The sequence below is a fragment of the Acidobacteriota bacterium genome, from assembly GCA_016713675.1.
GTDB lineage: Bacteria > Acidobacteriota > Blastocatellia > Pyrinomonadales > Pyrinomonadaceae > OLB17.
In genome coordinates this window covers 2,056,717-2,080,165 of sequence record JADJOS010000001.1, presented here as the reverse complement: position 1 = coordinate 2,080,165, position 23,449 = coordinate 2,056,717, and the positions used below count along the sequence as shown (strand labels likewise).

At 52.7% G+C, this 23,449-nt stretch carries 19 protein-coding genes and 1 pseudogene; 10 read left to right on the top strand and 10 right to left on the bottom strand.

All coding sequences use genetic code 11. The annotated features are described in order from the left end of the window. Positions 1 to 7 precede the first annotated feature (7 nt). A complete protein-coding gene (locus tag IPK01_09550; protein ID MBK7933728.1) occupies positions 8 to 667 on the bottom strand; it encodes a DNA-3-methyladenine glycosylase in 660 nt (219 codons plus the stop codon). Between the two features lie 89 nt (positions 668 to 756). Between IPK01_09550 and IPK01_09545 the strand changes: the two genes are divergently transcribed. The 7 genes from IPK01_09545 (at position 757) to IPK01_09515 (ending at position 9,306) form a co-directional block, all read left to right on the top strand. After that, the gene (locus IPK01_09545) at positions 757 to 2,082 is read left to right on the top strand and encodes a thioredoxin domain-containing protein (protein MBK7933727.1); all 1,326 of its coding nucleotides are present in this window, start codon (positions 757 to 759) and stop codon (positions 2,080 to 2,082) included. A 22-nt stretch (positions 2,083 to 2,104) separates the two neighbouring features. Continuing rightward, positions 2,105 to 2,971, top strand: coding sequence for a glutaminyl-peptide cyclotransferase (locus tag IPK01_09540; protein ID MBK7933726.1), 867 nt, complete (start codon positions 2,105 to 2,107; stop codon positions 2,969 to 2,971). Then, entirely contained in the window at positions 2,971 to 3,447 is a 477-nt protein-coding gene (locus tag IPK01_09535) for a nucleoside deaminase (GenBank protein MBK7933725.1), read from the top strand. The genes IPK01_09540 and IPK01_09535 overlap by 1 nt, the downstream gene beginning before the upstream one ends. Before the next feature lie 81 nt (positions 3,448 to 3,528). Next, a complete protein-coding gene (locus IPK01_09530) occupies positions 3,529 to 5,019 on the top strand; it encodes an FAD binding domain-containing protein (protein ID MBK7933724.1) in 1,491 nt (496 codons plus the stop codon). Between the two features lie 45 nt (positions 5,020 to 5,064). After that, entirely contained in the window at positions 5,065 to 7,317 is a 2,253-nt protein-coding gene (locus tag IPK01_09525) for a molybdopterin-dependent oxidoreductase (GenBank protein ID MBK7933723.1), read from the top strand. Positions 7,318 to 7,436: 119 nt separating this feature from the next. After that, positions 7,437 to 8,417 carry an XdhC family protein gene (locus IPK01_09520; protein MBK7933722.1) on the top strand — a complete coding sequence of 327 codons (981 nt, stop codon included), beginning with the start codon at positions 7,437 to 7,439 and terminating at the stop codon, positions 8,415 to 8,417. Between the two features lie 73 nt (positions 8,418 to 8,490). Further along, complete coding sequence (locus IPK01_09515; GenBank protein ID MBK7933721.1) at positions 8,491 to 9,306, top strand: TonB family protein; 816 nt, start codon at positions 8,491 to 8,493, stop codon at positions 9,304 to 9,306. Between the two features lie 56 nt (positions 9,307 to 9,362). Here the strand turns inward: IPK01_09515 and IPK01_09510 are convergent, their stop codons facing one another. From IPK01_09510 to IPK01_09475, 8 genes and pseudogenes are all read right to left on the bottom strand, one after another. Then, a complete protein-coding gene (locus tag IPK01_09510) occupies positions 9,363 to 10,772 on the bottom strand; it encodes a DUF512 domain-containing protein (GenBank protein MBK7933720.1) in 1,410 nt (469 codons plus the stop codon). 94 nt (positions 10,773 to 10,866) lie between these two features. Then, a complete protein-coding gene (gene ald / locus IPK01_09505) occupies positions 10,867 to 11,997 on the bottom strand; it encodes an alanine dehydrogenase (protein MBK7933719.1) in 1,131 nt (376 codons plus the stop codon). A 109-nt stretch (positions 11,998 to 12,106) separates the two neighbouring features. Then, positions 12,107 to 14,275: a DNA helicase RecQ gene (gene recQ / locus IPK01_09500; protein ID MBK7933718.1), complete on the bottom strand. Its 2,169-nt coding sequence runs from the start codon at positions 14,273 to 14,275 to the stop codon at positions 12,107 to 12,109. Positions 14,276 to 14,411: 136 nt separating this feature from the next. Further along, the gene (locus IPK01_09495; protein ID MBK7933717.1) at positions 14,412 to 15,917 is read right to left on the bottom strand and encodes an aldehyde dehydrogenase family protein; all 1,506 of its coding nucleotides are present in this window, start codon (positions 15,915 to 15,917) and stop codon (positions 14,412 to 14,414) included. Positions 15,918 to 16,000: 83 nt separating this feature from the next. Continuing rightward, on the bottom strand, positions 16,001 to 17,503 hold the full coding sequence (locus IPK01_09490; protein MBK7933716.1) for a trypsin-like peptidase domain-containing protein: 1,503 nt from the start codon (positions 17,501 to 17,503) through the stop codon (positions 16,001 to 16,003). 84 nt (positions 17,504 to 17,587) lie between these two features. Further along, a pseudogene (locus IPK01_09485) lies at positions 17,588 to 18,548 on the bottom strand (alcohol dehydrogenase catalytic domain-containing protein). 9 nt (positions 18,549 to 18,557) lie between these two features. Then, on the bottom strand, positions 18,558 to 19,442 hold the full coding sequence (locus IPK01_09480) for a hypothetical protein (protein ID MBK7933715.1): 885 nt from the start codon (positions 19,440 to 19,442) through the stop codon (positions 18,558 to 18,560). Positions 19,443 to 19,473: 31 nt separating this feature from the next. Next, a complete protein-coding gene (locus tag IPK01_09475; protein MBK7933714.1) occupies positions 19,474 to 20,262 on the bottom strand; it encodes a hypothetical protein in 789 nt (262 codons plus the stop codon). A 168-nt stretch (positions 20,263 to 20,430) separates the two neighbouring features. On the opposite strand from IPK01_09475, the gene IPK01_09470 reads away from it, so the two are divergent. The 3 genes from IPK01_09470 to IPK01_09460 are packed head-to-tail and all read left to right on the top strand — an operon-like array spanning position 20,431 to position 22,028. Continuing rightward, a complete protein-coding gene (locus IPK01_09470) occupies positions 20,431 to 21,015 on the top strand; it encodes a hypothetical protein (GenBank protein ID MBK7933713.1) in 585 nt (194 codons plus the stop codon). Next, entirely contained in the window at positions 21,012 to 21,353 is a 342-nt protein-coding gene (locus IPK01_09465; GenBank protein ID MBK7933712.1) for a hypothetical protein, read from the top strand. The genes IPK01_09470 and IPK01_09465 overlap by 4 nt, the downstream gene beginning before the upstream one ends. A gap of 60 nt (positions 21,354 to 21,413) precedes the next feature. Next, positions 21,414 to 22,028, top strand: coding sequence for a hypothetical protein (locus tag IPK01_09460; GenBank protein MBK7933711.1), 615 nt, complete (start codon positions 21,414 to 21,416; stop codon positions 22,026 to 22,028). An 89-nt stretch (positions 22,029 to 22,117) separates the two neighbouring features. On the opposite strand, the gene IPK01_09455 is transcribed toward IPK01_09460, so the two are convergent. Then, the gene (locus IPK01_09455) at positions 22,118 to 23,416 is read right to left on the bottom strand and encodes a serine hydroxymethyltransferase (protein ID MBK7933710.1); all 1,299 of its coding nucleotides are present in this window, start codon (positions 23,414 to 23,416) and stop codon (positions 22,118 to 22,120) included. Positions 23,417 to 23,449: the final 33 nt, after the last annotated feature.

Below are 23,449 nucleotides of genomic sequence, written 5' to 3'. Positions count from 1 at the left end.
CTGGTCGCTACCGTTGCCGGTCCTGACTTTTGCTTACGAACACATTCCCTTTCACCCAAAACCGCCACGGTTTTTCCGCGTCTTCCCCGGCGTAGGAGATGCCGATGCGTTTGCCGACGGCGATGTCATCGTCGATGAATGTTTGGTAATCTTCGAGCCAGAGTTTTTTGCCTAGGAGGTCTTCTCCGTTTAGTGTTTTGTCGATATTGAGCGCGATGCAGAGTTTTCCCGGTCCGGAGGTCAGATTGCGGTCTTTCATTACACCGCGACGCTCATACATGTTTTCTATGCCTTCGACCGGTTCGACAGCGCGGATGAGGACGACGTGCGGGTGGTTTGCAGGTCCGGTGACGACGTTTAGCTGGTAGTACATGCCGTAGATAAAGAAGACGTACGCGTGGCCGCCCTTGAGATATGTCGCTTCGTTTCGCGGCGTGCGGCGACCGGCGTAGCTGTGAGCCGCTCGGTCGGTGATGCCAAGGTAGGCTTCGGTCTCGACGATCATGCCCGAGACGCGTCGGCCGCTCTCGTCGGGGACGACGATCAGTTTGCCGAGCAGATCTCGGGCAATAGATAGTGTGTCTTCGCTCAGATAGAACCTTCGCGGCAGTTTCTTTCCCATAACGGCTTTCTGCTCGATTCTAGCAATTTCAATATCGCCCGGCATACGTTCAGGCGTTGAGAACATCAAATAGGAGATAGTTTGCGTACGTAAGAATTGATAAAATGCCAAAAGCTAAACATAGCCGCATGTATATGAAACCGATTTCTTTGATCTTTGTATTGATTTTTTTTGCTTTGACAGCCGCAGCTCAAAAGCCGACGGACATTATCGCGACCGCGACCGGACATACGATCAAGCTGAGCGACCTCTCGCCTGAGGTCCAGAAAGCGGTGGCAGATCTGCCGGTATCGATGGCTAAACAGCGGACCGACCTGTTAAACCAGATGATCTATCAACGCCTGCTTGATCTAGAGGCAAAGGCTCAGAATATTTCCGTCGGACAATTGATAGTCAAGGAAAAGAAAAAGGTCGCCGATCCGCCCGAGGCCACGATCAAGGCGGTTTACGAAGCAAACCGCACCGCTCTCGGTGATAAGACACTCGAACAGGCCCGCAAGACGATCGTCACTTTTTTACGCAGCGAACCGGAATCGAAAGTGATCTCGGCGATGTATGAGGCGTTGAAAACAAAATATAAGGCCGTTATTGGAAAAGATATCAACACGCCCAATCTCGGCAGCTTTGAGACGATCGCGACCCTCAACGGCAAGACCGTGTCGGCACAGGAATACGACGAATTTGCCCGTGTCACACTTTACGAACTACGTGCCGAGATCGCCGATGCCGTTATTGAAAATGCGACCGAAGTACTTTTCAGTGCCCTTTCCATAGATGAGGCCAAGGCCCTCGGCATCGATTCGTCCGCATTTATCGCTCAAGAAGTCACCGACAAGATGAAAGATTACACGGACGTGGAGCGCGAAGGCCTGCTCGACGCTTTGCAAGCAAAGCTCTTTGCAAAATACAAGGCAAAGATCGTGTATACGGCGCCCGAGCCGGTGGTGCAGATCATTTCGGTCGATGACGATCCGTCAGTCGGGGCCGCGACAGCGCCGGTGACGATCGTTATGTTCAGCGATTTTCAGTGTTCGGCGTGTGCCGCGACGCATCCGCTATTAAAGAAAGCGATATCAGCCTTTCCCGGGAAGATCAGATTCGTCGTGCGCGATTATCCGCTCGAGAGCATTCATGAGAACGGTTTTCGTGCCGCGTTGGCAGCAAATGCGGCAAACTCTCAAGGCAAATTTGCCGAATATACCGAAATTCTATATGCCAATCAGGATAAGCTCGACGATGCCTCGCTCAAGAAATACGCCGCCGGTCTGGGTTTGAATGTAACTCAATTTGAGTTAGACTTTAACTCCGAAAAGACGGCGGCCGAGGTTCGTAAAGATATGGCCGACGGCAATGCCTACGGTATCAATTCGACACCGACGATCTACACTAACGGCGTCAAGGCACGGGACCTAACGGTCGAGGGATTCAAAGCTGCGATCGAACGTGTACTTAAGAAATAATGCCTCCAACCTGTCTAAATATATGCGTTTATTGATCTTGACTATTTCGCTCGGCTTGTCGCTCGCATGCAGTTCGCCTGCGAATAATACAAAACCTAACGCTAACACTCCTGCCCCCAAGACTCCTCAGGCGGCTCTACCCGTGTACGGATACGAAGTTGTAAATGTGTACCCGCACGACCAGAAGGCGTTTACGCAGGGCCTTATCTTTCACAACGGGTTTCTTTATGAAAGCACCGGCCAGGAAGGAAGGTCGTCGGTCCGAAAGGTTGAGATAGCGTCCGGAAAGGTCCTGCAGAAATGGGACCTTCCTCGCGAGGATTTTGGCGAAGGTATCACGCTTTTGGGCGACAAGATCTACATGCTCACCTGGCGAGGCGGCCTCGGGCGCGTGCTGGATGTGAACGATTTCAAATTGATAAAGGAATTCAGCTATCTGGGGGAAGGTTGGGGCATCACGACGGACGGAACTAACCTTTTTGTCTCACAGGGCACTCATGTCATCAAGGTAATGGATCCTGAGACCTTCGCAACTGTCAGGACGATCCCAGTGATGCGCGAGGACGGCAGGCCGTTGATGAAGCTCAATGAACTGGAATTCGTCAAAGGTGAGATCTGGGCCAATATCTGGCATTCGGAAGATCCTGAGACCTTAGGTAAACCAAATCACATCGCTCGTATCGACCCTGCGACAGGCAAATTGACCGGTTGGATCGATCTCTCTGGGATTTCGCCCGATGACCAGCCAAAGACAAACGATCCGTACGATTCGAAAGCTGAGAATACGCTCAACGGTATTGCGTACGATGCAACAGGCGACCGCCTTTTCGTCACCGGCAAAAATTGGAAAAAGATTTACGAGATCAAGATCACCGGGCCGAAAGCTTAATGACCGACAAGGACGCACAATTTATGAAGCGGGCCATCGAACTCGCCCGTGCCGGCATGGACAATAATGACGGCGGGCCGTTCGGGTGTGTCGTGGTCAAAGACGGCAAGGTCGTCGGCGAAGGCAACAACCGCGTCACTTCGACCAACGACCCAACGGCTCACGCCGAGGTCGTCGCGATCCGCGAGGCATGTAGAACGCTCAATACGTTTCAATTGGATGGCTGCTCGATCTACACTTCGTGCGAACCGTGCCCGATGTGCCTTGGAGCGATCTATTGGGCACGTCCGTCTCAGGTATTCTATGCCTGTACTCGAGAAGACGCGGCCGCCGTTGGCTTTGACGATGATTTCATTTACGACGAAGTTTCGTTGCCCAACCAAGATCGCGAACGCGTAATGATAAACCTTCTCCGCGACGAAGGCGTTGCCCTATTTCAGGCCTGGGACGCGAAGGCTGACAAGATCGAGTATTAACTTATTACATTTCACCTATCACTTATGACTTATTCCGGATACTTTCCGAAATAAGTGGTACGAGATAAGTCCGGAACCATTTTGGCAAATTTCATTCTCAACAACGAAGAAATTTCGACCGATCAGCCGACAGGCTCGACGGTCCTCGATTTTGTGCGTTATCACAAGGATCTAAAAGGCACTAAGATCGGCTGCCGCGAGGGCGATTGCGGTGCCTGTACTATTTTGGTGGGCGAACTCGTCGATGGTAAGGTGCGTTATCGGTCGATGACCTCATGCCTGATGCCGCTCGCCAACGCCGCAGGTAAGCACATCGTCACCATCGAAGGCATTAACCCCGAAAACCGCGGCCTCACACCGATCCAGCAGGCAATGGTTGATGAAAACGGCACGCAATGCGGATTCTGCACGGTCGGATTTGTGATGTCGCTGACCGGATTTTGTATTGACGAACAAGCAAAGACGCCTGACAATGCCATCTCGTCGATTGACGGAAATATCTGCCGCTGTACAGGCTACAAGTCGATCGAACGAGCGGCTATGAAACTGACCGATCGTGAGGAAGGAGAAACAGCTCTAGCATCATCAATTGCCGACGGAGTAGTCCCTGAATATTTTGATGGTATTGCGAATCGACTAGCAGGTATTGACTCATTTGATCGAATACAAGGTTCGGACCCTTTATGTGTAGTTAGTGGTGGAACTGACTTATACGTCCAAAGACCAGAGGCCATGGCAGAGTCTGCGCCAACCTCGCTGTTTTTTGATAATGGGCTCCGTGGTGTTCGCGATTTTGGTCACTATATCGAGATCGGAGCTTCAACGACAGTGACCGATCTCTTGCAGTCACCAGAAATGTGGTCGGTTTTTGGCCTGAACCTGTTCAAGTACCTATCACTCGTTTCATCCACACCGATCCGCAACATGGCGACCTTGGCCGGCAACTTCGTCAATGCATCCCCAATCGGCGATATGACGGTTTTCTTTCTCGCACTTGATACCGAGATCGATCTTTGCACAAGCCCGCACGTTAGTAAGGGCGAATCGCGAACTCTCGCATTGAAAGACTTTTATTTGGGCTACAAACAACTAGCAAAATCGCCCGAGGAATATATCACCGCGATCCGTTTCAAAAAACCAACCGGCGATTTCCGCTTCAATTTCGAAAAGGTCTGCAAACGCACGTATCTCGACATCGCCACCGTAAACACCGCGATCTCATTAGAGATCGAGTCAAAGCCCGGTGCGGCGTGGATCCCGCCCGTTCTTCGCGGCGAGTTGCCAGACGCTTCGGAATCTAGCGAGATCGATTACGTAATTGCAGCCGCCCACGTAACTGCCGGCGGCGTCTCGCCGATACCGTTGTATCTGCGAAAAACATCAGACTTTCTCGTGGGCAAAACCGTAAACGAAGAAACGATCGCAGCCGCAAACGAGATCATCCAGTCCGAAACATCACCGATCTCTGACGTGCGCGGAACGGAACAATATAAACGACTGCTATTAAGGCAGCTTTTCCGGGCACATTTTATAGAACTTTTTGCCACAGAGGCCACACAGACCACCGAGTGAAAACTACTTCTTCTCAGTGATCTCCATGAACTCTGTGGCCAAAATATGAAAAACATCGACTCAACATCACACGTTCGCGGCGAGTCCGTTTATTTGGATGACATTCCGGTTGTCCGAGGTACGCTGTATGCGTGTGTGTTTGATTCGCCGGTTGCTCATGGGAGATTGTTGAGCGTTGATACGAGCGAGGCCGAACGAAGCGAAGGCGTGGTTCGCGTTATCCTTGCAAAAGATATCATCGGCGAAAACGAGATTGGTGGCATTGTGCAGGACGAGCCGCTGTTGGCGGATGCTGAAGTCCATTTCTGCGGCATGCCGATCGCGATCGTGGTGGCGACGAGCGAAGAGCTTGCTCGCAAGGCCGCGAAAAAGATCACGGCCGAGATCGATCCGCTTGAGGTCGTGACCGACCCGCGAACTGCCGCTGCGAATGGCGATCTGATAGTGGCGCCGAAGAAGTTCGTGCTCGGTGATACCGAGAACGCGTTTGCGAATTGTGCTCACGTTTTCGAAGGCAAGACCGAGCAGAACGGGCAGGAGCATCTGTATATTGAGACGCAGGGTGCGTATGCCGTGCCGACCGAGAATGGCGGGATGAAGGTGTATTCTTCGACACAGGGGCCGACAGCTGTGCAGCGGGCGGTTTGTCGTGTGACGGGGCTGGCGATGCATGAGGTCGAGGTCGATGTGCAGCGGTTGGGCGGCGGATTCGGCGGAAAGGAAGATCAGGCGAACGCTTGGGCCGGCGTCGTCGCGGTCGCCTCGCAATTGACCAAACGTCCCGTAAAATATGCCCTTCATCGCATGGAAGACATGCGAATGACGGGCAAGCGGCACCCGTATTCCGCGGATTACAAGATCGGACTCGACGCCGATCTCAAGATCGTCTCCTATGAGGCCGCGTTTTACCAGAACGCCGGAGCCTCGTGCGACCTTTCGCCGCCGGTGCTCGAACGCACGCTCTTTCACTGCACCAACAGCTATTTCATTCCAAACGTCACGGCGACCGCGTATTGCTGCCGCACAAATCTGCCGCCGAACACGGCATTTCGCGGCTTCGGCGGGCCGCAGGGAATGTTCGTGATCGAATCGGCAATTGCACACGCTGCGGAAAAGCTTGGTGTTTCAGCGAGCGAAATTCAACGTCGCAATCTGCTCGAATCGGGCGACGAGTTCCCATACGGCCAGATCGCCGAGAGCGAAGCAACGACATCGTGGTCGCAGGCCGATGCGAAATTTGATTTTGCCGCATTGCGGCGAGAAGCGGACGAATTCAACGCCTCGTCAAAATATTTTCGCAAAGGTGTTGCGGCGATGCCCGTCTGTTTTGGCATCTCATTTACCAAAACGCCGATGAATCAGGCGCGTTCGCTCGTGCATGTTTATACCGACGGCAGCGTCGCCGTCTCGACCGGTGCCGTCGAAATGGGCCAGGGTGTGAACACCAAAATGGCACAGGTTGCTGCAAAGGTCTTTGGCATGGAGATCGGCAATGTCCGCGTTCACACGACCAATACATTACGGATCGCAAATACGTCGCCAACTGCCGCTTCTGCGGCCGCGGATCTCAACGGAAAAGCGACGCAGATCGCGTGTGAGACGATCAGAAAACGGTTGTTCGAAGTGGCTCTCCCGCTCGTTGAGGCATCGAGCGTCGATGAGCTTTCGATTCGCGACGGCTTTGTCCACCGTAACGGCGAACGCACATCGCTCGACTGGAAAACGCTAGTGATGGACGCTCACCTGCAGCGTGTAAATCTAAGCGAACACTCGCACTACGCCACGCCGGGAATCGGTTTTGACTGGTCAACGGCAAAAGGCCATCCGTTCGCATATCACGTTTACGGCACAGCGATCGTCGGCGTGACGGTCGATTGCCTTCGCGGGCGATACGAGGTCGATTATGTTAAATGCTGTCACGATTTCGGCACTTCTATGAACACCGCTGTCGATCTAGGGCAGATCGAAGGCGGCATCGTCCAGGGCCTCGGATGGGTCACGATGGAAGAGGTCGTTTACGATGAAAAAGGCAAGCTCCGGTCGAACGCTCTCTCGACCTATAAGGTGCCCGACATTTATTCCGTACCAAAAGACATTTCGGTTGTCGCTCTCGAAACGACGCGCGACAATCTCGCCATCTTCAACTCAAAAGCCGTCGGCGAACCGCCGCTAATGTACGGCATCGGCGCGTATTTCGCGATACGAAATGCGGTAATGGCATATACCGATCGCTCGCCAGAATTTGACCTTCCATTCACGCCGGAGAAGGTGTTGATGAATCTGCATGCTGATGACTGATTCAAACAGGATATATACGATGCACATGATCATCTTTTGCCCGTCAATCCTGCTAATCCGGTATATCCTGTTTTAAATTGCCTCGGCATCCACACGGCCTTACGGTAAACTTTTCATCGATGAATAAGGAATTTGAGTTTTGGCAATTCATCGCCTCTCATCTAAAAGATGGCGAGCGGGTGATGTTGCTCGTTGTTGCGACAAGCAGCGGCAGCAGTCCGGGTCGATCTGGTTATAAGATGGCCGTTTCGGCGGACGGCGAATTGTGCGGCAGCATAGGCGGCGGCGTGATGGAGGTGAATCTCGTCGAGCAAAGCCGAGGCCTCTTGTCAGATCCGGGAGGAACGGCGAATGGGTTCCCCGCAGCGACTTTAGTAGAACAGGTTCACCAAAAGAACTCAACAGATCCGAGCGGCATGATCTGTTCAGGAAAGCAGACGGTCATTCTCAAACGACTTACATCTGACGACGCTGCCACGATCGACTCGATAGCCGCGAATCTGCTCCAACGAAATACAGCCGCATTTGAGATTTCAAACGTGAAATTTCAAATTGTCGAGAATGAAACTGACCGATCGCGACGTCGTTTCTCAAGAACAAGCGAATCCGAATTCGTATATACCGAAACTCTTGGCACAGAAAACAGACTCTTTATCATCGGCGGCGGACATTGTGCGTTGGCGTTGAGCGAACTGATGTCGAAACTAGATTTTCGTATCAGCATCTTCGACGACCGGCCCGATCTGAATACGATCGAGAAGAACGAGTTTGCCGACGAGATCACTATCGTTGACGGTTACGAAAATATCGGCAATCACATTCCTGGTGGCGACAACGTTTACGTCGTCGTGATGACCCTCGGTTACAGGTACGACGAGATCGTCATCCGCTCGCTTTTTTCTCACAATTTCAAATATTTCGGCGTTCTTGGCAGCCGAGCAAAAATGAATGCGTTGATGACAGGCCTCGAAAAAGAAGGGTTCGACACAGAAAAACTCGCCCAAATTCATACCCCGATCGGCCTGCCGATCAACAGCCGAACGCCCGAGGAGATCGCCGTTTCGATCGCGGCGGAGTTAATAAAAATAAAAAATCAGTAGCGCGGGAACATTATCCTCGATCCGGTGTCTAATCCATCAGCGGTTGGCACCGGCTACACAGGAGGATAATAAAATGTTTGATAAATTGATCGAATCTGAACCAGTCGGTGCGGAGTTCAAAAGCCGCCGAAACTATTTTCTCACCTCGACCGCCGTCGTTGGGATATTGTTTATCTCGGCAGTAGTCATTAGTATCTACGCCTCGGATTACGGTATCGGCAATGCACATCTCGACCTGACGGAAATGATCGCACCGGTCGAAATGGCCGCTGTCGCCCCTGAACCACCGAAGCCTCGCGTTCCGACGGCCCCGACGCAGGCCAAGAGCGTGCTGCCCACGCGAACGGTGAATATGGCCCGTGTTGACGAGCCGACCATTGTGCCGACGACGGTCTCGACAGCTCGCAACACAGATGTCGCACGGCCCGACGGCCGATTCCAGATCAGTACCGTCAATACCGATCCAGTGGGCCCGCCCGCCGGTGAACCAGTAGTAAACCGTCCGACCGGCCCAAGCGGCCCCAGCCTCGTGGCAGATGATGGCCCGGTGGCAGAAACGCCTAGACCGGAACCTCCGCCGGTTGTCGCCAAAAAGCCCGAACCGCCACGCGGCCCGGTATCCGGCGGTGTCGTTAATGGCAACGCGACAAGCCTGCCCAAGCCGATCTATTCTGCCGCTGCCAAAGCTGTCGGAGCACAAGGCCAGGTTAAAGTGCAGGTTTTGATAGATGAATCGGGACACGTCGTCTCGGCAAGCGCGGTCAGCGGACATCCGCTCTTGAAACCCGACGCCGAACGAGCGGCAAGAAACGCTCGATTCACGCCGACACGGCTATCAGGGATAGCGGTCAAGGTCACGGGCGTTATCATTTACAACTTTACTCGGTAAGGTATTGAACGCGGATAAAGCGGAGAACGCGGATCTATAAGATCCGCGTTCTGTTTTTATCTCGATAGCATCTCGACGAGTCCTTCCGTGTCGACATCGTAGACCGGTACTTTGAATTGAGATTTGAGAGTTTCGTAGCTCATTCCGTCGAGGAAGATCGGCTCATCCGATTTGATGGTAGTGCGAGGTATGACAACGAAATCTCCGACGACCTTGTCCTTCATCGTCACGAGATCCTGCCCCGTCAGCAATCCCGCCACAGAGACATCACCGCCGAAATAGCCGTTTGGAACGGCCATCACGGTGAGTCTCGCCCCCGTTTGAGCGTTATATTTGTCGATCTGTTCGCGGAGGACCGGAGCGAACATCTCGCCGGTGAGAAAGGTACCATGATCGGACATTGGCCCTTGGTCTTTGGCCTTAGGTTTTTGACCTTTCGGCAACATCGCTGAGCTATGGGTCCGTACATTCTTCAAACTCTGTGTCTCAGCGTCTCGGCGGTTCAACAACCTCTCGAACGCATTCACGAATGACCTTATCATACCGACACCGTCTTCGATCTGCGGGTAATTGCCGTAATGTCGACGCGACGGTATCTCGGCTCCGGCCTTTAAATAGATCTCGTCACCGAGGAACGCAAACGTGACGCCGAGCGTTTTTCGAAACTCTTTCTGCAGTTTTTCGACCTCTTTGATCGTCCGTTGGCAAAACTCGGGCGTGACACGGGTCAAACGCTTGTCGGTGTTGTAGCGTGTGAGCGCAACTGGAACGACGGCGGTCGAAACCACCTTTGGATAATGAGAAGCAAGGTCACGCAAAGTCTTTTCGAGGATGGGCCCGTCATTGATCTCGGGGCAAAGCACGACCTGAGCGTGCAGTTCGATATCGTTGTCCAGCAAACGCTGTAGTTTGTCTGAAATGTCGGCCCGCGATTCGTCAACACCGAGCAAATACGCACGAGTTTTGAGATCGGTCGCATGTACCGACACGTATTGCGGCGACAAACGCTGCTCTACGATGCGGTTCATCTCGTCTTCGGTGATAGAGCTGAGAGTTGTGTAATTGCCGTAGAGAAACGAGAGGCGAATGTCTTCGTCGCGGACAAAGAGTGACGGACGAGCGTCGTCGGGGTTGCCTTTGCAGAAGCAGAAGATACACTCGTTCGCACACTGCCGCGGAACTATCTGCTCAAACATCAGGCCAAAATCTTCGCCTTCGTCGCGGTCAAATTCGATGTCGTGAGTCTCGCCGTTGGTCTTTTTGACTTGAAATATCAGCTCGGTCTCGCCCGCTGTCTGAAAACGAAAATCGAGATAATCACGCACAGGCCGTCCGTTGACCTTAACGATCCGGTCATTTGGCTCGAGTTCCAGTTCCTCCGCCAGACTCTCGGCCGTGACCTCGGTAATGATCACGCCCGGGCGGCGAAGCTGTGTAACTGCTGGTGTAACGGCAAATTCGTACATCTAAGATAAGTCAGCCACGAATTACACTGATAACACAAACGAAAAAATAATTCGTGATATTCGTGTAATTCGTGGCTTAAAAGTGCTGACGCGTTTAGGCTGCAGCCGCTTTCAGATCGATAAGAGTATCAAGCGACGTATATTCGCGATCTTGCGACGTCGCGACAGCCTCGTAAGTAAGCTTGCCCGCGTATGTATTAACGCCTTCTGCAAGACCTGCATCGTCCTTGATCGCTTGTTCAAAGCCCTTATTCGCAAGGTCGAGAGCATACGGCAGCGTTGCGTTGGTCAAAGCAAATGTCGAAGTTCTCGGCACCGCACCGGGCATATTTGCGACGCAATAATGCAGGACGCCTTCTTCGTAATAGGTCGGATTCGAGTGCGTAGTGGCATGTGTAGTCTCAAAGCATCCGCCCTGATCGACAGCAACGTCAACGAGAACTGCACCTTGCGGGATCAAATGCAGCATGTCGCGAGTTACCAGTTTCGGAGCCGCCGCACCGACCACAAGAACTGCACCAATCACGAGGTCGGCATGCGAGATCGCCTCTTCGATCTGGTAACGCGACGAAGCGAGCGTCTGAACTTTCGAGAGGAAAATATCGTCGAGCTGACGCAGACGGTCGAGATCGCGATCGATGATCGTGACCTTGGCTCCCAAACCAACCGCCATTTTCGCAGCCTCGGTTCCAACGATACCGCCGCCGATAATGACGACATTTGCCGCCGGAACTCCGGGAACGCCGCCGAGCAAAATGCCGCGGCCGCCGTTCATTTTCTCTAGATAAGTCGCACCGACCTGCACGGACATACGGCCTGCAACCTCTGACATCGGGATCAGCAGCGGCAAACGTTTGCCCTGCGTAATGGTCTCGTATGCGACGCCAGTGACCTTGCGGTCCATCATCTGCTTGGTCAATTCCAATTCAGGAGCAAGATGCAAATACGTGAAAAGCACTTGATTCTCGCGCATTCGCGGATATTCAGGTGCGACCGGCTCTTTGACCTTGACGATCATATCGCCTGCCTGCCAGACCTCGTCCGCGGTGTCGAGCAACTGGCCGCCGGCCTTCACATACTGCTCATCCTTAAACCCCGAGCCCTCGCCCGCCGTCTTTTGAACAAAAACAGTATGCCCCGCGTGTGACAATGCCTGAACACCCGCCGGCGTCAAACCAACGCGGTACTCGTTATCCTTAATTTCCTTCGGCAATCCGATCTTCATAAATAATCTCTCCAAAAAATAAAATCCCGATAACTAAATCCTATAAGTAAATAAGTTTACGATGTTTCTTTGAAATATTAAAACTTTGAGTTCCATCTTTAGCGGGAATTTATATCGCTCCCATCGACGCCATCACCGCCCGGATCTCGCCATAGCTGTAATCTTCGCCCAAATATTCCTTGATCGGCGAAAGGGCGTTGCCGTCGCTGAATTTCAAGATTGCGGCACGTATCGGATCGACCTTTTCGAGCGAGACAAATTGATCCAGAGCGATCTCACCGGTCGCAACAAAGCGAGACAGGTGATTTTCGATCGTGCTTACGGAAAGATTGCGTTCCTTCGCGATCGCCGAGATCGATTTCCCGTCCCGAAAGAGATCGAGAGAAACATGATATGTGTCTTTCCCAAGCACATCGCGTTTTGTCCGTTTTCGCGGCTCGCGTTTTGTCACTCTCAAATCGATGCGCGAGGTCAGGCTGTTGGCGAGGCAATATTTTCTGATCTCAGCGAGAAAATCGGCTCCGTACTTATCGAATTTGAGATCCCCGACCCCCGAGATCTTTCGCATCTCCCAGTCGCTTTGCGGCAGATATGTTGACATTTCGATAAGTGTGGCATCCGAGAAAACAACGTATGGCGGCACGTTTTCGTGCTTTGCAAAATTTGCTCTTAATCGCCGCAGATCGTCGAACAACGCCTGAATATATGGATGAGAAACGTCCGCGACGAGCTTTGTTTTCTTCGCTTCCTTGACCTTAACCTTGATGAGATCGACCGGAGTTTTTCCGGCCAACACGTCCATGCTTGTTTCGGTTAGGACGATGACCGGATATTCACCGTCGGTTTGTGCGAGGTAGCCCTGAGCGATCAGGTCTTTGAAATAGCTGAACCAACTGTCCTTCGAAATATCGGCACCGACGCCGTAGGTTTTAATGTTCTTGTGTTCGTCGCGGATAGTCTTCGCCTGCGAACCACGCAGGAAATCGATGAGATAGCTCATACCGAACCGCTGATCCGTCCGATAAACTGCGCTGAGCGCTTTCTGAGCGATGACGGTGCCATCAAAACGTTCGACGACCGTCGTGCAATTGTCACAATTGCCGCAATCTTCTGTTGATTCTTCGGAAAAGTAATTGAGCAAAAAACGCCTTCGGCACGTCGTCAGTTCGCCAAATTTACCCATCAGATCGAGCTTTTTGAGCATGATCGCGGACTGCACAGCGTTCCCTTCGACGGCGGCAAAGCGTTTGAGTTTGATCACATCAGCCCAGCTGAAGAAGAGCAGGGCATCGCTCTGCAGACCATCACGTCCGGCACGTCCCGTTTCCTGATAATAGCTCTCGACATTCTTCGGCAGATCCATGTGGACGACGAATCGCACGTTCGATTTGTCGATGCCCATGCCAAATGCGATCGTTGCGACGATGATCTTGGTCTCATCTTTCAGAAAAGATTCCTGATGTTTGTCGCGCGTCTGTTTATCGAGTCCGGCGTGATACGACAGTGCACTAAATCCCTCGTCACGCAGATCAGCTGCGAGCGAATCCACAGAACTGCGGCTCAGGCAATAGATAATACCGCTCTCGTCCTTTCGTTTTTCTAGATGATCAAGCAGTTGGCTATACGAGTTTCGCTTTGGCTCGACGCCGTAGTAGATGTTCGGGCGGTTAAAGCTCGAAAGAAAAAGCTCGGCGTTTGGGATGTTAAGCCGTTCGAAGATGTCTTTGCGAACGAGTTTGTCAGCGGTCGCGGTCAGAGCGATAAGCGGAATCGTTGGGAACTCTTTCTTGAGGGTAGCCAGCCGCAAATATTCCGGTCGAAAATCGTGCCCCCAACTCGAAATACAGTGCGCCTCGTCGATCGCGAACAGCGAAATATTGATCTCACGGAGAAACTCGAGGAACTGATCGCCGCTCTGCAGCAAACGTTCGGGAGCGACATAGAGCAGTTTTAATTTCCCGCTTCGAACATCCTGAAATACATCAACCTGCTCTCGCGAAGACTGAGTCGAATTCAAGAACGCCGCTTCGACACCGTTGCTTCTTAACGCGTCAACTTGGTCCTTCATTAAAGCGATCAGCGGAGAAATAACAACGGTCAATCCATCGAGCATCAACGCCGGTATCTGATAACACAACGACTTCCCTCCGCCAGTAGGCATCAGCACAACACAATCGTTGAGCGCAAATACAGCCCCGATCGCCGATTCCTGATTCATCCGGAATTCGTCGTACCCGAAGCGATGTTTTAGTATTTCTCTGGCTTCGATGATGCTCATTAATATCTTTTGAACGCAGATAGAACGGATTGAGCGGATAAGAGCGGAACTAAGAGATCTTATCCGTTTTTATCCGCTCAATCCGCCTGATCCGCGTTCAAGTTCCCTTTAGTGAGAAACTCTTTATCGGTTTTATCTAAATCTCAACCGCATCGATCTGAGCTTTCTGCAATTTGCCGGAGTAGTCAACATACAGCGATTTCCACTCGGTGAAAATGTCGAGAACCTGTGTTCCGGCTTCGCGGTGGCCGTTTCCGGTGCCTTTTGTGCCGCCGAACGGCAGATGAACTTCGGCTCCGATCGTTGCTGAGTTTACGTAGCAGATGCCAGTGTATAGTTCCTGCATCGCGTAGAAAGCCTGATTGACGTCCTGCGTGTAGATGGCCGACGAGAGTCCATATTGAACCCCATTGACGATGTCGATGGCTTCGTCGAGGGTCGAGAACGGGACGACGCTCGTGACCGGGCCGAAGATCTCTTCCTGCTCGATCCGCATTCCGCGTTTTACGTCTGTGAAAACCGTCGGTTCAATGAAATAGCCGTTTTTATACGCACCTTTCGTCAGACGGTTTCCGCCGCATGCGAGAGTCGCTTTGTCATGATTTTTGCCGATCTCGATGTAGCCATGGATCTTGTCCATCGCACGTTCGTTGATAACCGGCCCGACCTCGGTCTTTGGATCGAGGCCGTTGCCGACCCGAAGCTGCTTGACCTTTGCGACCAGCTTTTCGCAGAACTTTTTGTAGATCTTCTTGTGAACGATGAGCCGCGAAGATGCCGTACAACGCTGACCGCTCGTCCCGAATGCTCCCCACAGGGAGCCTTCGACGGCGTTGTCGACATCGGCATCGTCCATGACGATGATTGCGTTCTTGCCGCCCATTTCAAGGCTGACGATCTTGTTGTCACGGGCACATTGCTCGGCGATGATTCGCCCGGTTTTGGTCGAACCGGTGAATGATACCAACCTCACGTCGTCGTGGCCGACGAGGGCTTCGCCAGCCTTGCCAAATCCGTTGACAACATTAACGACACCTGCCGGAATACCGGCCTCTTCGCATGATTTGACGAGATTGATCGTCGAAAGCGGCACGTCTTCGCCTGATTTGATCACGACGGTGTTACCGCACACAAGAGCAGGGATCAGCTTCCACGAAGGTATCGCCATCGGGAAATTGAACGGCGTGATAAGACCGCAGATACCAACCGGCTGGCGAACGCACGCCGCAAATTTATTCGGCATCTCTGCCGGCGTCGTAAATCCGTGCAAGCGTCGGCCTTCGCCCGCGGTGTAGTAGGTGCAATCGATCGCTTCCTGCACATCGCCGCCCGCTTCCTTGAGCACCTTACCCATTTCGCGGGTCATTTGCTGTGTAAACGTTTCTTTATTCTTGCGTAGGATCTCGCCAAGCGTAAAAAGTATCTCAGCCCTTTTCGGTGCTGGTGTGCGACGCCAGCGGGTCGCGGCGTTCTTTGCGGCCTCGACGGCAGCGTTTACGTCGTCGGCATTAGAAGCAGGAAAACGGCCGATCACATCCGTCGTATCAGCCGGATTTACGTTATCAAACCATTCGCCCGAAGAAGACGCAACCCACTCGCCGCCGATATAATTCTTGTACTTTTTGACTGTTGTTTTGGACATAATTTCTTAGTTTAAAGTCCAAAGCCAAAAGTCCAAAGTCAATAACATAACTTTGGACCTCAGACCTTGGAGTTTGGATAAAACTACCTAACCGTAAACTGTACGATCTTCAACTGTGTTCCCTGAAGCTGCGGAGTGAATGAGAGCACATGAAGGACAACGGCGTCGCCAACTTTCAGTTTACCGACGGCATCGCTGAATGATTTGAGATCAGTGACTGCCGTGCGGTTCATCTTGACGATCAGGTCGCCTTCGCCGAGGGCGGCATTACCGAGCGAGTTTTTGACATCGGCGATGTAGCTTGCGGGATTGATGTCGGTTACGACGAGGCCTTTCTCGGTCGTGAACCCGTATTTCTCAGCAAGCGGCTTGGTCAACGATGTAACGGTCAGACCAAACGGCTTTTCTTCTTTCACACCATCTAGCGGCAATTTACGGCGCTCGCCGTCATCGACAGCGGCACGGTTATTTGACGGGCGTTCGCCAAGTTTGATCGTTGTCGTATTTGATTCGAGTTTCTCTCCGATCTCACGCAGATACTGAATATTGATCGTCTGTTCGGGCGGCGTAGCGGCAACCCTTGAGATCAGATCTGCGGCGGACTCGATCGTCTGTCCGTTGAATTGAGTGATAATATCGCCCGCTTGCAATCCGGCCAACGCTGCCGCACTTTGCTTGTCACGAATATCTGTAACGATCGCACCTTTCGCGTCCTTTAGCCCGTAAACCCTAGCAAATTCGGTCTTTACCGAATCGAGATACGCTCCGAGATAGCCGCGGCGGACCTTGCCGTTCTTGAGGATCTGGTTATACACATACGACGCTTCTTCAGAAGGCAAAGCAAACCCGACGCCGCTATTCTCGCCTGAAGAGGTCGCGATCTGCGAATTGACACCGATCACGTCACCCTCAAGGTTCACCAGCGGGCCGCCCGAATTTCCTGGGTTTATTGCTGCGTCCGTTTGGATAAATTTCTGAAACGCTGAGGCATACGGCGTCTCGCGCTTCTTTTGCGAAATTATTCCGGCGGTCACTGTCTTGGTCAATCCGAACGGAGAACCGACGGCAAGCACCCAATCACCAACCTCGGCGCTTGCCGAACTGCCGAATTTGACGAATGGCAATTCACGCGGAGCGTCGATCTTGATAACGGCAATATCGGTTTCGATATCCGTACCGATCACCTTAGCAATGTATTCCTCGCCGGAATCGAGTCTCACCGTGATCCTTGCCGCACGTGCGATAACATGATTATTTGTCACTATGTACCCGCTCTTATCGACGATGAATCCGCTGCCGACGCCGTAAACCGGACGCTGCTGCAATTGCCGGCGAAAAAATTCCATTACTTCGTCCGACGCTCCGGGCTGCGGTGTCGCACTGGCGATCGGGTTGTTCACGGAGCTTTTTGTGTCGATACTGACGACGGCGGGTTCGACGCGTTTAGCGACCGTGGCGAATGAACTTGCTACATTGCCGGGCTGAGCGGCAGCGTTCCCGGCGGCGATGGCGATCGCAAGGATCGTGATCGCGAAGATCTGCTTCATCAAACGACGGCCGTGACGCGGTGAATTGTTAATGAACATAAATGCTTCTCCTAAAAATCAGGTTATCGGCAAAATCTTGCCAAATTATAGCAAAAACTATGTGCTTTTCGTTCGATGCAAAAACTACGGCGCTAGCAGTATCTTAAGTGCTCCCTTTTCTGCAGCTCGGCTCATCGCAGCGATTCCATCGGCTAGGCGAAATTCGTCATCGATCATATCGGAGACGTCGATCGAGCCGTTTGCCAATAGGTGAATCGCCGGAGCGAATCTGCCGCAGCGTGATCCGACGATCGTTATTTCATCAACAACTATTCGCGACGCTTGCCACACCGGAGCTCCGTGAAAAGTTGATTTGAGAACGATCTTGCCGCGAGGTTTGACCAAATCTACGGCTGTCGCAAAGCCTGATTCGGAGCCGCTGGCTTCGACAACGACGTCGAAAGAGCGATGCAGCGACTGTGACACTTCGTCGAGCATAACTACGTTGGAACCATGCTTTTCGGCGATGTCGAGTTTGTTTCGGTGTTTGCCGATCTGCGTAACGTGCGGCGTTTTGATAGCCATTGTCATTGAACATAACAGCCCGAGTTTGCCGTCGCCGATAACCGCGACATTTGTTTCAGGGCCGATGTCTACTTGTTCGGTGATCCCGTAGGCAGCGGCTAGGGGTTCGGCGAAGACGGCTTGTTCGTCGGAGACATTATCGGGAACCTCGATCAGATTGCGCGATGGAAGATTCAGGAAATTCGGCGTGGGCGCCGTCTCTGCCGACTATTCCAAGCACAGTTCGCGTCGGGCAATGCCTCGGATCGCCGCCGAGACACAAATCGCACACTCCGCAGCCTGCATTTATCTCGCCGACAACGCGTTTACCGACGAGATTCGGCTCGTCATCTGCCTTTTCAACGATCCCGACGAATTCGTGGCCGATCGTCCCTTGAAAACCGGCGTAGCCTCGCACGATCTCAAGGTCAGTATTGCAAATGCCGGACATCGATACGCGAACAAGTGATTCGGTCTCGCGGTGAGGCGTGGGAATCTCCGCAAGTTCCAGCGTGTTGCCAAAAAATCTAAGTGCTTTCATCAAAATGGTTTAGCGGGTGTAATAGACCTTTAGGTCACGCTCGGATGTTATCAGCCAGCGGCGGTCGAACTTACGGTATTTCAACTGGCTCCGCACTTTACCGGACGAAATGCTGTTGCCGCTAAACGTCCATTCCTTGTCAAAAACTGCCGTCGCGGTTTGCCCGTCAGGACCGGCCGTGACGGTCATATTGGACACGTTAACCTGCATCGAATTGTAGATCGCGAACGCCCGTGCCTTGTCCGCTTTTACGGTGCCAAAACTAACACCGGACTTTGTATAATAATCGACCGTATCAGCGTAGTTGCTCATATAGCCGCTCAAATTTCGCGATTCGAGGGCGGATTTCCAGCCGTAGACCTGTTTTGAGACCTCACTTTTGATCGCTGGTTCGTCGATCACCGGCGGTGTCGGGTTGATAGTGGGCGTAGGGAAATTTGTGTCCATTGCCGTCGGCGTCGGCGAAGGTGCCGGCGTCGCGGTTGGCGAAGAATTCGCATTGAACGCATTTGGCGTGTTGCCATTCATGTTGGTTTCGGCGTTAGTGATGACCGGCCGATCTTTGTTTAGAAAATAAAAGTAACCTGCCACGCCGACCACTCCGAACAACAAGACCATTCCCAATGCCGTAAGGATGACAGCAAGTGCCGTATTGCTCGTTTTCGGCTGCTGTTGAGGCGGCACAAATTTACCGACGCTCGTCACTTGGCTGTCCATGAATCGCGGATCCGTAGAGATGCGGCTCGGACGGACGCTAGTGAGGACTTCAGTATCTTCTAGAATCACAGTCGGCATGTCAGTTTCACGTGCCGCGGCCAATAGCGTGCCGTCGTCCAAACAAAATGAGAGGGTATCGTCGGCGTAATTTACGTTGCATTTTGGACAAACTTTCATGGCGGATCACGGACGGACAGGATCATCAAAATTAGATGACCGTGATGGTAATGCTGAATTTAACTAAGTTCGAACAGCGGTTGGAAACCGAAATGTAGTTGTCGCCGCTGCCCGTGATCGTTCTCATCGAACTTCCGCCGCCGCGTATCGAAATACACGAACCGCCGCCGGTGATCGACGCGGAAAGTGATTGACCCGCACGGCACGCTAAAACCAGCGAGCGGCTGTCGCCCGGATTTATCTGACCTGAAAACGATGTAGTGTACGCTCCGCGGGCGAATTTGAGCCTCGATGTCGCAGGATACGAAGCCCGTTCGGGCGGAGGCGTCGGCGTTGCCTCGGGGGTTGAAGTCGGCGTCGGCTTTGGCGTCAAAGGTGTCTGCGTGGCGGTCGGTGAGGATGTCGGCGTCGGACTAATCGTCACGAGTGAGTTAGATCCATTCATGTTCTTCGGCGGCTGATTGCTCGCGGCACTGCCGGAATTCATGTAAACCAAAAGTGCGCCGATGCTGACGATAGCAAACAGCAGCAGCATTCCGCCCGCGGTCAAGCCGACGGCAAGTGCGGTATTACTTTTCTTTGTATCCGTCGGCTGCGGAAACGGCTGGCCCGCGAGCGAACCGACACGTGTCACCTGGCTGTCCATAAATCGCGGATCGGCGATCTGTGCTGGGCGAACGCTGGTCACCAATTTAGTGTTCGTATAAACCTCGGTCGGCGAATTCGACGGATTCGAATCCATTAGCGGTGTTCCGTCCTGAAGGCAGAACGCAAGCGTTTCATCCAAATAGACCGCGGTGCATTTTGGACATTGTTTCATTTAACGCCGTTACCTCGCTGGGATGAACTCTTGAATCATAAACCCGCCCGATCTCGATTGTAAACACCAAACTAAGCGGGAAACGAAAATTTACTTTTTGCGTTGCGGTCATTATACTTTCACACATCAGACAAATAAACTTTTCGTGAGGGTTTGATTTACTAAATTATGTATAAGATCTTTTTTCTGACTGTTGCGTTGGCGATAATGGCGATCGGATTTGCATGCAGCGGCGGCACTGCCCCTGCCGGATCCAGCGGCGATTCGCCGACCGAGGCTTACAAGCGGCTGTACGCTGCCGTTAAGAGCAAAGACACCGAAGCTATCAAGGCTCAAATGACCACAAAATCGCACGATTTTGCTAAAATGGCATCCGAGCGTAATAACACCCCGATCGAAAAGGTTTTCGAGAACGGATTTACCGCAACGACATTCGCCGAAAAACTGCCTGAGATCCGCGACCAACGTATCAAGGACAACTTCGGCTCGGTCGAAGTCTGGAATTCAAAGGACAGCCGCTGGGAAGATCTGCCGTTCGTAAACGACAACGGCACGTGGAAATTTGCCATCGGCGAACTATTTGCCGGCTCATTCACTTCGCCGGGCAAAGGCCGCGATACGCTCGAAAAAGAAGCCGCAAATGCCGCAAACGGCGGTCCCGTTGCAGGAGCACCGACAAATACGATAACCGTGAATACAAATGGTGTGGTCCCGATCGTCCCTAAACCCGCCCCGAGCGTGAAAGCAAAATGATCGACGCAGCGTCGATACGCGATATAATTGAAGTTTACACAAAGCACGGCTGGATCCTCCGCCGTGTTTTGCTTTCCGTCTCTATGCGGAGATCTCTGTGTCCTGATCTCATCGATCTGTTTGGGGAAGCTTCCCTGCATGATTCCGATCTCGATGCTGCCTGGTTCTCGCGGGCGACGAAAGACGACGGCACCGCATGGGAGATCAGACATTTAAGCACCGCACCGTTCGCTCTGCTCGTTGTTGTGAAAGACGAGGCGAGTGAACTAGAAAACGCTCTTCTCGATACTGAATTTCACCTTCGTGAGACCGTTACCAAAAAGATCACGGGACATTAAGGCCGTGTCTGATTCCTTCTTGACAAGAGCCGAAGCGAATAGCACACTTGAGTGATTGAAATGATGATGAAAGATCTGGGCAAAAGGGTGGCGACAGTTTGGGAAGGCCTTCGACCCGTCACTAAAAAACTGATCGTCGGAGCCCTCGAATCCGGCACCGCCGCTCCCGCACAATCACGCAAATTCTTTTACGATGCCCACGCAGATTGGGAAGTCAGCCGACTGCTCAGTGCTTTGGACGAGCAGTCAAATACTCCTGCGATCCGCAAAGATGCTATCAAACTGACCGAGATCGAGGCACTCGCAAACACGTGTGTACGTGTGCTTGAGGAGCAAACCGCATCGGCCGAAGTTTTTATTCAACTCGCGACTCGGGCCATCAAGGACAACGATTATGATCGTCTCGATAACCTCGCCGACCGTTTGGCTGAGCGTTTTTCAGCCGGTGAGATCGCAGAGATCGTTCGACAGACCGAACTGCCGCAGATCCGTGCGATCGCCTACGAAACTCTTGCGATGCTGCCTATTCCCGTCATAATGCCGCTGCTCGATGATCCGCTCTACGCCGGAATTGCCGCCGGAGCGTTGGAGCAGAAGGCTTACGAATTTGATTCCGACGAAGCCCGCGACCTGCTCGACCAATTCGACGCGGCAAACCAGGTCGGCGACGAATGATAGGAATTGTTGACCGTGAAAAACACAAAAGGCACGAAAGTCTCAGAAATGACTTTCGTGCCTTTTAGCGTTTATAACGGTTTACTTTATCAACTCACTGCAAGAGCATCCGTCCGAGGTTCTTTCAAACGCGTCGGATACATTGGGAATTTTGCTGTAAGTTCAGCAACGTCTCTTCGCACCCTTGCCATTACTTCTTCTGATTCGGGTTCGTGAATTACTGCAGCGATCATCGCGCCGATCTCACGCATCTCGCCCTCTTTCATTCCGCGGGTCGTAAGTGCGGGAGTTCCGAGTCTTATGCCGGACGCGATGAACGGCTTGTTGGTATCGAACGGAATGGTGTTCTTATTAACGGTGATGTCCACATCGCCGAGGGCCTTTTCGGCTTCCTTGCCGGTGATGCCTTTGCCGTCCATAAAGACGTCGACGAGCATCAGATGATTGTCCGTACCGCCGGATACGATCCTTAGTCCGGAATTGCCTAGCGTTTCGGCGAGCACATGAGCGTTGTCGATGACCTGCTGCTGATAAGCCTTGAAATCACCGCGAAGAGCCTCGCCGAACGCCACGGCCTTCGCCGCAATAATGTGCATTAGCGGCCCGCCCTGAACGCCCGGAAACACACTGCGATTAATATCAGCCGCAAATTCCTCGCGGCACAGTATCAAACCGCCGCGCGGCCCTCGCAAGGTCTTATGCGTCGTCGTCGTGACAAATTCGCAATGCGGCACCGCCGACGGATGCAGGCCAACAGCGACGAGTCCGGCGATGTGGGCAATGTCCGCCATTACCTTTGCACCGACACTGCGTGCGATCTCGCCGATCCGTTCGAAATCGATCGTTCGCGGATATGCGGAAGCGCCGCAGATAAGCAACTTCGGCCGCGACTCTTCGGCCTTTTTCTGCAGTTCGTCGTAATCGATCTGTTCGGTTTCGCGATTGACGCCGTAGTCGGCGACCTTGTAATTGATACCCGAAAAATTGAGCGGATGCCCATGAGTAAGATGTCCCCCGTGGGCAAGGCTCATCCCCAAGATCGTGTCGCCATGGTCAAGCGCCGTCATCAGCACCGCCATGTTCGCCTGTGCCCCGGAATGCGGCTGAACATTTGCGTGTTCCGCCCCAAATAGCTCCTTCGCACGGTCGATTGCAAGGTTTTCTACGACATCCACGAATTCGCAGCCGCCGTAATAACGCTTCGCCGGATAGCCCTCGGCGTACTTGTTCGTCATCACCGAGCCCATCGCCTCAAGCACCGCCTCGGAGACAAAATTCTCCGACGCGATCAACTCAAGGCCATCCGTCTGCCGCCGAACCTCATCGTCGATCGCATTGCTAACAATGGGGTCCGCATCTGCTATATTTGATGTAAAAAAATTGTTCATGGTGTTATCGGTCACTTAAGATTAGTCTTACTA

Bases quoted from the DNA above. Each gene is read 5' to 3' on its own strand.
- IPK01_09550 (MBK7933728.1), bottom strand. From the start codon at position 667: ATGCCGGGCGATATTGAAATTGCTAGAATCGAGCAGAAAGCCGTTATG.
- IPK01_09545 (MBK7933727.1), top strand. From the start codon at position 757: ATGAAACCGATTTCTTTGATCTTTGTATTGATTTTTTTTGCTTTGACA.
- IPK01_09540 (MBK7933726.1), top strand. From the start codon at position 2,105: ATGCGTTTATTGATCTTGACTATTTCGCTCGGCTTGTCGCTCGCATGC.
- IPK01_09535 (MBK7933725.1), top strand. From the start codon at position 2,971: ATGACCGACAAGGACGCACAATTTATGAAGCGGGCCATCGAACTCGCC.
- IPK01_09525 (MBK7933723.1), top strand. From the start codon at position 5,065: ATGAAAAACATCGACTCAACATCACACGTTCGCGGCGAGTCCGTTTAT.
- IPK01_09520 (MBK7933722.1), top strand. From the start codon at position 7,437: ATGAATAAGGAATTTGAGTTTTGGCAATTCATCGCCTCTCATCTAAAA.
- IPK01_09515 (MBK7933721.1), top strand. From the start codon at position 8,491: ATGTTTGATAAATTGATCGAATCTGAACCAGTCGGTGCGGAGTTCAAA.
- IPK01_09510 (MBK7933720.1), bottom strand. From the start codon at position 10,772: ATGTACGAATTTGCCGTTACACCAGCAGTTACACAGCTTCGCCGCCCG.
- ald (MBK7933719.1), bottom strand. From the start codon at position 11,997: ATGAAGATCGGATTGCCGAAGGAAATTAAGGATAACGAGTACCGCGTT.
- recQ (MBK7933718.1), bottom strand. From the start codon at position 14,275: ATGAGCATCATCGAAGCCAGAGAAATACTAAAACATCGCTTCGGGTAC.
- IPK01_09495 (MBK7933717.1), bottom strand. From the start codon at position 15,917: ATGTCCAAAACAACAGTCAAAAAGTACAAGAATTATATCGGCGGCGAG.
- IPK01_09490 (MBK7933716.1), bottom strand. From the start codon at position 17,503: ATGTTCATTAACAATTCACCGCGTCACGGCCGTCGTTTGATGAAGCAG.
- IPK01_09480 (MBK7933715.1), bottom strand. From the start codon at position 19,442: ATGAAAGTTTGTCCAAAATGCAACGTAAATTACGCCGACGATACCCTC.
- IPK01_09475 (MBK7933714.1), bottom strand. From the start codon at position 20,262: ATGAAACAATGTCCAAAATGCACCGCGGTCTATTTGGATGAAACGCTT.
- IPK01_09470 (MBK7933713.1), top strand. From the start codon at position 20,431: ATGTATAAGATCTTTTTTCTGACTGTTGCGTTGGCGATAATGGCGATC.
- IPK01_09465 (MBK7933712.1), top strand. From the start codon at position 21,012: ATGATCGACGCAGCGTCGATACGCGATATAATTGAAGTTTACACAAAG.
- IPK01_09460 (MBK7933711.1), top strand. From the start codon at position 21,414: ATGATGATGAAAGATCTGGGCAAAAGGGTGGCGACAGTTTGGGAAGGC.
- IPK01_09455 (MBK7933710.1), bottom strand. From the start codon at position 23,416: ATGAACAATTTTTTTACATCAAATATAGCAGATGCGGACCCCATTGTT.